At 51.9% G+C, this 7,411-nt stretch carries 7 protein-coding genes; all 7 read left to right on the top strand.

Annotated features, from left to right (window positions below):
* The coding region (gene guaA, locus GF404_07520) for a glutamine-hydrolyzing GMP synthase (GenBank protein ID MBD3382029.1) at positions 1 to 688 on the top strand (688 nt) is incomplete at its 5' end.
* A 51-nt stretch (positions 689 to 739) separates the two neighbouring features.
* A complete protein-coding gene (locus tag GF404_07515) occupies positions 740 to 1,720 on the top strand; it encodes a hypothetical protein (protein ID MBD3382028.1) in 981 nt (326 codons plus the stop codon).
* A 55-nt stretch (positions 1,721 to 1,775) separates the two neighbouring features.
* Positions 1,776 to 3,926, top strand: a complete 2,151-nt coding sequence (locus tag GF404_07510) for a hypothetical protein (GenBank protein MBD3382027.1) — start codon at positions 1,776 to 1,778, stop codon at positions 3,924 to 3,926.
* Between the two features lie 75 nt (positions 3,927 to 4,001).
* Positions 4,002 to 5,300, top strand: coding sequence for a phosphopyruvate hydratase (locus tag GF404_07505; protein MBD3382026.1), 1,299 nt, complete (start codon positions 4,002 to 4,004; stop codon positions 5,298 to 5,300).
* Entirely contained in the window at positions 5,297 to 5,680 is a 384-nt protein-coding gene (locus GF404_07500) for a hypothetical protein (protein ID MBD3382025.1), read from the top strand. The genes GF404_07505 and GF404_07500 overlap by 4 nt, the downstream gene beginning before the upstream one ends.
* Positions 5,667 to 6,434, top strand: a complete 768-nt coding sequence (gene recO / locus GF404_07495) for a DNA repair protein RecO (GenBank protein ID MBD3382024.1) — start codon at positions 5,667 to 5,669, stop codon at positions 6,432 to 6,434. Before GF404_07500 ends, recO begins: the two co-directional genes overlap by 14 nt.
* Before the next feature lie 36 nt (positions 6,435 to 6,470).
* On the top strand, positions 6,471 to 7,411 hold a 941-nt coding region (locus GF404_07490; GenBank protein ID MBD3382023.1), incomplete at its 3' end, for a glycine--tRNA ligase.

Raw genomic sequence — 7,411 nt, 5'->3', positions numbered from 1 at the left:
CAGGCTGGAAGGTGTGGTCGACCCCGAGCAAAAACGTAAAATTATCGGTAATACATTCATAGAAGTGTTCGAGCAGGAATCTAAACAACTGGGTCAGATAAAGTACCTGGCGCAGGGGACACTTTACCCGGATGTGATCGAGTCGGTTTCGTTTAAAGGTCCCTCGGCCACGATTAAATCACATCACAATGTCGGCGGTCTGCCGGAGCGGATGGATATGACGCTGGTTGAACCGCTCCGCGAACTTTTCAAGGACGAAGTGCGCGAGCTGGGTGAAAAGCTGGGCTTGAAACGAGAGATCCTGTGGCGTCATCCATTTCCCGGACCCGGCCTGGCGGTCAGGATCCTGGGAGAGATCACTGCCGAGAGGCTTGAGCTTTTACGGGAAGCGGACAAGATTTTTATCGATGCCCTGCGCGAGTTCGATCAGTATGATAAGGTCTGGCAGGCGTTCAGCGTGCTTCTGCCGGTTCAGGCTGTGGGGGTTATGGGCGATGAGCGCACTTATGAAAACGTAATCGCGCTCCGGGCTGTCAACTCGACCGACGGTATGACTGCCGACTGGTCCCGGCTTCCGGCTGATCTCTTAGAACATGTTTCCTCCACGATTGTTAACAATATCCGGGGTATCAACAGGGTTGTCTATGATGTATCCTCCAAGCCCCCGGCGACAATTGAGTGGGAGTAGTTGAATTTAATTGACTTATGATCGTTTTTTGATATTATCGGTAACCAGAATATGGACAGAGAAAAGTTGAAGGAATTGTTAGAGCCGGTCGAAGCCGATCTTCAGGAGTTCGATCAGATAACCGACGAGGTGTTGTCCTCGGAGTCGGATTTGATTTCGAATGTGATCTTTCATCTTTTGAAAAAGAAGGGCAAGCGAATCCGTCCGGCCATCTCATTTTTAATAAGCCGTGCCGCCGGCCTGACCCATCCCAATATGGTCAAGGCCGCCCTGGCGATCGAATTGATACATACCGCCACGCTTCTGCACGACGATGTGGTCGATGATTCCGGCACCCGTCGTGGGCAGAGTACTGTCAACTACAAGTGGAACAACCTGGTTGCCGTCCTGATGGGGGATTACTTCTTCGCCAAGGCTTTTCGGCTTCTGGTGGAGACCGACTCGAGTGAGCTGGTAGCCCGGGTCTCGCGCGCGACTGAGCAGGTCAGTTATGGTGAACTGCGCCAGATCGAGGAGACCTTCAACTGGGATCTGGATGAAAACGAATACTATCGTATCATTGGCGACAAGACCGCGGCTTTGTTCTCTGTTTCCTCGGCCTCCTGCGCGATCCTCCGTTGTGAAAAGCCGGGCAGAGTGTCCAGTTTTTCAGGTTTCGGCAATGATATCGGTACCGCCTTTCAGATCGCCGACGATATCCTCGATTTGGTCGGCACTACTTCCAGGACAGGTAAAGAGGTCGGTCTAGACCTGCTTCAGGGGAAAGTTACCCTCCCGCTGATTTACACTCTCAGGGAAGGCAGTAATTCCGAAAAAGAGGAGATCATGGCGATCCTCAACAACGGTCTCAACGAGGACAGCCTGGAAAAAATCCTGGCATATATAAATTCTGAAGGCGGAGTCGATTACGCCCGCAGGCGGGCGACCGATTACGGACGCAGGGCACTTGATTTCGTGCGCGGGTTTCCAAAATCGAGTTACAGCCAGTCTTTGGAAAATATCATTCATTTCACAATCAACCGTGACAACTGATCTTTTACCCGTCTTGACCGTATAAGCTTATATGTTTGGAGCTGAACAGATATCTTTGGTATTTGATAATCGCTGGCTGATTTTCGCGCTGGTAGCCCTGGTCTTCTATGCCGTACTGGTTCTGCTGTTATACCGCAGGACCAATCCGCCTTTGTCTTCCGGGTGGAAGTACTTTCTGGGAATCTTGCGGGCAGTTGCTCTTTTGTTCGCGATTTTCTGCGTGGCCGAACCCGTTTTTACACTGCAGTACAAACAGACCGAAAAACCCAGGATCGCGGTACTGGCTGATAACAGCTCGAGCTTGAAGACGGTCGAGGATTTCAAACGCAAGGCGGATTTTATCGAAGGTTTGGTTGCCGGTGAATACGAGAGTTATTTTCCCGCCGAAGCCGGGGTTGACCGCTTCAGCTTTTCTGATTCTCTGTCAGCCGACCCCGTAATCGATCAGTCCGGTCAGCAGACCGCGCTCGGCAATGTGATTTTAGCACTTGAAGAAAAATACAGGGAGCGCAACCTGACAGCGGTTGTGATCGCCTCAGACGGCCTCTCCAATTTCGGGGTCGATCCGGTCGAAGCATCGCGTGAACTGGGGATACCGATCTATACAGTTGACCTCGGACCACAGCAGATAAGCCGGGACATTCGTATAGTTTCTGTCGAACACGATCCGGTAGCCTACGCCAACCGCCCGACCGAGTTCACGGTCGAGATCGAGGGGAGGGGATTCGAACAACTCAGCCTGCCGTTGACTGTTTCGACCGAGGGCAAGCAGTTGATCCGCGAAACAGTGCGCCTCCTGGGGAAAGGACAGCGTCAGAAGATTAGTCTCGAAGTAACTCCGCCAAAGCCGGGAAGACATACGTTCAGCCTTAATCTGCCTGTTCAAGAGGATGAAAAGCTGTCCGATAACAACCGTCGCAGTGTCAGCCTGAAAGTGCTCAAATCGAAGAAACGGATTCTTCTGGCAACCGAGGAGCTCAACTGGGAACTGACTTTCCTCAAGCGGACGATATCCGCCTCGGAGGACTTCGATCTCGAATTTGTGTTGAGCCGAAATCGGGGCCGACTCGATGCCGGGCAGTTCGCGAATTACCTCGATTCACTGGCAGACTTCGATTTGCTGATTTTTGTCGACTGCACAAATAATTTCTTCGCGAGGTATTTGACACAGCTCGACGAGTATGTGCAGAATTCAGGTGGATCAATCTGGTACCTGCAGTCACGCGGGGCAGCGGGAAATCTGCCCAATGCCGAGAAGCATCCGGCATTTCCCTACAACGACAGCAGGCGGGTGCGCTATTTCAATGATTTTCCATTCCATGTCGAGCTAACCGAGGAAGGTCTCTTGCATCCGGTCACCCGTTTGTCCGAAGATTCGAGACAAAATCTCAAACTCTGGGAAAAGATTCCGCCGTTCGAAGAGCATTTGCAGGTGATCGAACCGAAAACCGGCGCCAGGATTCTGGCCTTACATCCGGATAAGTACTACCGCGATCAGAAATTGCCCCTGATTTTCTATCATGGTGTGGGACGCGGTAAGGTGCTGACGTTTTTGACCGGTCCTCTCTGGAAACTCGATTTTCTAAATATTGGCTTTGGCGGTGATGATCAGGCCTACCGGCAGATCGTGATGAACTCCATAAACTGGCTGACAACCCAGGAAGATGTCGAGCAGATACGGCTGTCACCCTCGCAACAGGTTTACAAAAGCGGCGAAAGGGTCACCTTTCAGGGCGTGGTTATGGATGATAACTATACCCCGCTCGAGAACAGCGTAATCAACCTCGTGGTTACTCCGCAGGCTGGAGACAGCCTGGTGGTGGCGATGCCACAGAGCGGTCCCGGCAGTTTCAGCTCGGATCTGGGGCTTCTGTCATCGGGCAAATATGATTACCGGGCTGAAGTGGTCTGGGAAGATAAGACATTAAAGAAGCTTGACGGTCAGTTTGAAGTCGAAGGTTTTTCACTTGAGGAAGAAACCCTCTTCCTGCCCCCGGATATCCTGCAACGAATCAGCCAGGTCTCAGGCGGAAATCACTACAAGCTGGCAGATTTCGAGCAACTCGCCGATGATCTCAAAGCTGTTCCGCGATTTCGGGTCGAGACAGCCGAAGCGAAGCTCGCCCAGAGCCTGTGGGTGCTTTTGATCATCCTCGGTTTTCTGTCTTTGGAGTGGATTCTGCGCAAACGTTTGCAACTCCTGTAACGCAGTTTTAACTTGCGTATCCGGCACGCTCTTCATACTTTCACGGAAAATCTACATGTTCAAAGGAGCATATATATGTCACAGATTATATTGATTATCGGTCGTGAGATTCTGGATTCTCGGGGCAATCCCACGGTTGAAGTGGAATGTTACCTGGATGACGGTTCTTTCGGACGGGCGGCGGTACCTTCGGGCGCTTCGACCGGAGCGTATGAAGCTCTGGAACTGCGCGACGGCGACAAGAAACGTTACAACGGCAAAGGGGTTCTCAAGGCGGTCGGTAACGTCAACAACAAGATCGGACCGGCACTTGTTAAAGAGGGGATCCCGGCCACAGAACAGAAGATGATCGACCAGTTTCTTCTGGAGCTGGACGGCACCGATACCAAGAAGGAACTGGGAGCAAATGCGATTTTGGGAACCTCGCTGGCGGTCTGTAAAGCCGCGGCAGAAGCCTGCGGGATGCCATTGTATCGCTATATCGGCGGGACGAACTGCAATCTTTTGCCTGTGCCGATGATGAATATCTTAAATGGCGGAAGCCATGCCGACAACACTGTCGATTTGCAGGAATTTATGATCATGCCGGTCGGCGCTGATACCTTTGCCGAAGCCCTGCGCTGGGGTTCGGAGATTTTCCAGAGCCTCAAGAAAGTGCTGGGCTCGCGTAATCTGGCCACCTCGGTCGGTGATGAGGGCGGGTTCGCTCCCAACCTAAAGACCAACCGTGAAGCCCTGGAAGTGATTACCGAGGCAGTTGAAAAAGCCGGGTACAAACTGGGCGAACAGATCTTCTATGCTCTCGATCCGGCGGCCAGCGAGTTTTATGATGAAAAGGCGAAAGTCTATGATTTGGCTGGTGAAGGGCGCAAGCTGTCATCGGCCGAGATGGTCGGTTTCTATGGAGATCTGTGCAAGGATTTTCCGATTATATCGATTGAGGATGGCCTGGCCGAGGATGACTGGGACGGCTTTGTCGAGCTGACCAAAGCGATTGGCGACAAGGTCCAGATCGTCGGCGATGACCTCTTCGTAACCAACCCCAAGAGGCTCAAAACCGGTATAGATAAAAATGCGGCCAACTCGATTTTGATCAAGCTCAACCAGATCGGCAGTTTGACGGAGACTTTGGAAACGATCGAGATGGCTCAGAAACACGGTTATACCGCGGTGGTTTCCCATCGTTCGGGTGAAACCGAAGATACGACTATTTCCGATGTGGTTGTGGCCACGCAGGCGGGCCAGATCAAGACCGGGTCGCTCTGTCGTACCGATCGGATTTGCAAGTACAATCAATTGATACGGATCGAGGAAGAACTCGGCGATGTTGCCCTGTATGCCGGAAAGAGCGCGTTCAGCAATTTGAAACTATGAGTAAAGCCCGTCGAAAATACCAGAAAGTAGATTATGCCCCCGCCAATCTTCTGCGCCATCTGAAGCAGGAGAGCCTGCGTAAGCGCAGCAGCCTGATTAAAATCAGCGTGGGACTGATCGCTGTTATTCTGGTGGTACAATTGTGTATCGGGCCGTTCGGGACGTTTGAGCTGATACGAAAATACCAGAAAGCCCGTATGCTCCGGCAGAAAATCCATCGGCTGACAGGCGAACTGGCTTCGCTTCAATGGCAGTATCGTCAACTCGACAACGAATTCTACCTCGAGAAGCTGGCCCGTGAGCATTACTGGATGAAGAAGCCGGGCGAGATATTGATTAAACTACCACCCGGAATCGCAGGCCCAAATGACCCTTCATAGGACAGATGCGATTATTCTCAAGCGTGACCGTCAGGGCGAGACATCATTACTTGTCGATGCTTTTCTGGCATCTGACGGCAGGACCCGTCTTCTGGCCAAGGGGGCGCGCAAGCCGGGATCGACCATGGTTGGCAAACTGGAACCATTCTCCGAGGTGGAACTTTTGTACTACCGCAAAAACGAGGACAACCTGGGAGTGATTTCGCAGGTCAATCAGTTTCGCAACAACAATGATCTGGGCGGCGATATCAGGCGGTTGAGTTATGCTTCGGCGGTGGTCGAAGCTCTCGAGGGCATGACACTGCCGGGCGAGAAGCAGAAACAGGTCTATGAGCTGGTAAAAAAGGCCTTTTATATGCTCAACTATTGCCAGCCTCGCAAGCTGGATTTCTACTTTTTGGCGTTTTTGCTGAAGTTACTGGATCTTCTGGGGCTGGCACCGGAGCTCGTGAACTGTGTTAAGTCCGGGACGGAGCTTACCTCCGGGGAAGTCCTCTTCTCGGTCGAGGAGGGCGGGGTGATCGCCGACGACAAAACTGATCCACAGAGGGGCTATCTCAAGCTCGACAGGGGCTTGCTTAGAGTCATGGGTGATGTACGCAATGCGGAAATAGACAAACTTAAGAACCTGAATCTTTCGGACAAGCAGAAAAATGTCTTCAGGGACCTGATGTTTTCATTTGTCAGTTACCATACCGAGGGCAAACCGAGTTTCAATTCACTTAACTTTTTGTCCAGAATAGGCAACAGTTGAACAGGAGGAGTCGTGGCGAGAAAAGAATCCGGACCAATGGACAAAATAGTCAGCTTATGTAAGCGACGCGGGTATATATTCCCGTCTTCAGAGATATACGGAGGTCTGGGATCCTGCTGGGATTACGGTCCGCTGGGGGTCGAGCTCAAACGCAACCTGAAGGAGTACTGGTGGCGTGAGATGACCATGAAACGAGACGATATCGAGGGCGTGGACGCGTCGATTTTGATGCATCCGAAGGTCTGGGAAGCTTCCGGTCATGTCACCTCGTTTACCGATCCGATGGTCGACTGCAAGACCTGCGGAGCTCGTTTCAAGGCAGACAACCTCGAAAACGAAACCTGTCCCAAAAAGCCTTCGAAAAGCCCGCTGGAATGTGGCGGGGATCTGACCGAGGCGCGTAATTTCAACCTGATGTTTAAAACCTTTATGGGGCCCGTGGAAGATTCTTCCGCAGTGATCTTTATGAGGCCTGAGACAGCCCAGGGGATCTATGTCAATTTCCTCAATGTCCAGGGACCTTCGCGACAGAAGATCCCATTCGGTATCGCCCAGATCGGCAAAGCCTTCCGCAACGAGATTACCACAAAGAATTTCATCTTTCGCACCCGTGAGTTCGAGCAGATGGAGATGCAGTACTTTATACCGCCAGGTGAAGATGACAAATGGTTTGACTACTGGCGTGACCAGCGGATTAAGTTCTATTATGATCTCGGGATCAAAAAAGAGAAGCTTCGCCTGGTAGAGCACGGTCCCAATGACCTGGCCCATTATGCCAAGGCCGCTGTCGATATCGAGTATGAGTTCCCGTTCGGATTCAAGGAGCTGGAAGGGATCCACAACCGCACCGATTACGATCTCTCGCATCACATGGAAACCAGCGGTAAGGACCTGCGTTATTTCGACCAGGCCAGAAATGAAAAGTATTTGCCCTATATAATCGAGACCTCGGCCGGATGCGACCGCACTATCCTGGT

Source organism: Candidatus Zixiibacteriota bacterium, assembly GCA_014728145.1.
GTDB lineage: Bacteria > Zixibacteria > MSB-5A5 > JAABVY01 > JAABVY01 > WJMC01.
This window is presented reverse-complemented; position numbering and strand designations above follow the sequence as displayed.